This window comes from Candidatus Glomeribacter gigasporarum BEG34 (assembly GCF_000227585.1).
In the GTDB taxonomy this organism is placed as follows: domain Bacteria; phylum Pseudomonadota; class Gammaproteobacteria; order Burkholderiales; family Burkholderiaceae; genus Glomeribacter; species Glomeribacter gigasporarum_B.
This window is the reverse complement of the sequence record NZ_CAFB01000105.1, coordinates 1-2,112: the sequence shown is the minus strand read 5'-3', so window position 1 is coordinate 2,112 and position 2,112 is coordinate 1. Positions and strand designations below refer to the sequence as shown.

At 52.1% G+C, this 2,112-nt stretch carries 2 protein-coding genes; one reads left to right on the top strand and one right to left on the bottom strand.

Going from position 1 to position 2,112, the window contains the following annotated elements:
• Positions 1-502 precede the first annotated feature (502 nt).
• Positions 503-1,420, bottom strand: coding sequence for a UDP-3-O-acyl-N-acetylglucosamine deacetylase (gene lpxC / locus CAGGBEG34_RS09200; RefSeq protein ID WP_042688514.1), 918 nt, complete (start codon positions 1,418-1,420; stop codon positions 503-505).
• Between the two features lie 263 nt (positions 1,421-1,683).
• On the opposite strand from lpxC, the gene CAGGBEG34_RS09195 reads away from it, so the two are divergent.
• The coding region (locus CAGGBEG34_RS09195) for a 2-hydroxycarboxylate transporter family protein (protein WP_203224886.1) at positions 1,684-2,112 on the top strand (429 nt) is incomplete at its 3' end.

Sequence of the window (2,112 nt, the reverse complement as noted above, 5' to 3'; positions counted from 1 at the left end):
GCCATCTCGCTTCACTCTGATTATTGGCAGTCCATCACATACCGATTCATCCATGTCTTAGGGTGTCCACTGTCAATTGGGTGGACACCCATACTCCGCTTCTACCCTGCAATGCGCCAGGTGCAGAAAATTGAGCGCTTACGGTGCATTCAATACGCCCCACATCATATTCTCCTTTTAAAAAGACAAGGAGTAAAAACTCCAATCTGTTTGATCAGTATTCAGATCACTCCGAAAACTTGATTAAGAGTCTACTGATTCTCTTTTAGGACTTCTGTAAGAAATTGATTGGAGTGATGACAGAATGTAAAAAGGCGATTGGGGAAATGAGGGCGCGCTATTTTTTATTTCTATTGGGTGCGAATGCAGTCGAAATGACTTCTATAGCCAAGCGCGTTTAATCTGATACGGCGGCTTCAAAGCTCGCCGTATTGCTCATACTGTCTTCGCGGCTGCTTCCTTGTCTCTAAATGCGCTTGGCTATACAGCGCATTTCAGCGTTTTATGACAGCGCGATTTGCGGCCCGAAGGCAAAGCCGTCCGGCGCGGCGTCCGAATCTTCAAAGTGCACGATTTCATAGGCGTCCCGCTGCGCCAATAATTCCCGCAATAGCGCGTTATTCAGCGCGTGTCCCGATTTATGCGCGGCATACGCGCCAATCAGCGGATGGCCCGCCAGATACAGATCGCCAATCGCATCGAGCATTTTGTGTTTGACAAATTCATCGTCGTAACGCAATCCATCATTATTCAGAATCCGGTATTCGTCCAGCACGATCACGTTGTCCATGCTGCCGCCGCGCGCCAGGCCCAGCGCGCGCATTTTTTCAACCTCATGCACGAAACCGAAGGTGCGCGCGCGCGCAATTTCCCGGACATAAGATGTATGGGCGAAATCCATTTCAAATTGCTGGCGCGTCCTGTTGACGGCGGGATGAGGAAAATCAATGGTGAATTTGAGCCGGAAACCAAAGTAGGGTTCCAGCCACGCGCATTTATCACCGTTGCGCACTTCAACCCGCTGTTTAATCTTGATGAACTTTTTGAGCGCGTTCTGCTCTTCAATGCCCGCCAATTGCAGCAGAAACACAAAGGAGCCGGCGCTGCCGTCCATAATCGGCACTTCTTCGGCAGTAAGCTCAACCTGAAGATTGTCAATGCCCAGTCCCGCGCATGCCGACATCAAATGTTCGACGGTCGAGACGCGCACGCCCTCCTTGCACAATACCGAAGCAAGCCTTGTATCGCCCACATACTGCGCGGCGGCTGCAATATCAACGGGCGGGTTTAAATCCGCGCGCGTGAAAACGATGCCTGTGTTGACCGGCGCCGGACGGAGCCTTAATTCAACCTTGCGGCCTGAATGCAGGCCGATGCCTACAGTTTTGACAATCGATTTAAGCGTGCGTTGTTTCAGCATCATGCCTTTTCAGGCGCATTCCGCGCCGACTCAAAAATTCTAAAATATCTCTTGAACAATATAGTTTTATCTTATAGAGTTTAGAGGATATATGGCTCAGCGGCATCCTCCTGCGCCCTCTCTCTCCTGAACGGACAGGGGCTAGGGACAGAGAAAGCCAATCCATAATATTTGCCTGCTGGGCGCTTTATTGTGCCTCAGTTCAGAGACCCATCAACATTACCGAACATTCCTGAACATTACCGGCCGCTATGGAGCGCCCCATGAAATCCCCCCTGCTCGAAGCCAGCGCGCCTGCGCCTGATATGCGCACCCGCATCTTTGCCCGCATTCGCTGGCATGCGCTGATGGATATGCACATCGGCATTATTCCGCTGCCTGTCTACGGCTTGATGCTGATATGCGTGCTCGCATTGATCGCCACCGGTCAAATACTGCATGATATTTCCGTGATGATTGCACTGCTCGCGCTCTTTGGCTTTAGCTGCGCTGAACTGGGCGCTCGAATGCCTGGACTCAGAAACATAGGCGGGCCGGTCATTGTCACCACCTTTCTCCCCGCCTGGCTGGTCTACGCGCACTGGCTGCCCACCGACCTGACGCAGGCCATAGTGGAATTCTGGCGTTCAACGAATGTCGTCTGTCTGTTTATCGCCTCTGTGGCCGTCGGCTCGGTGCTGAGCATGGAGCGA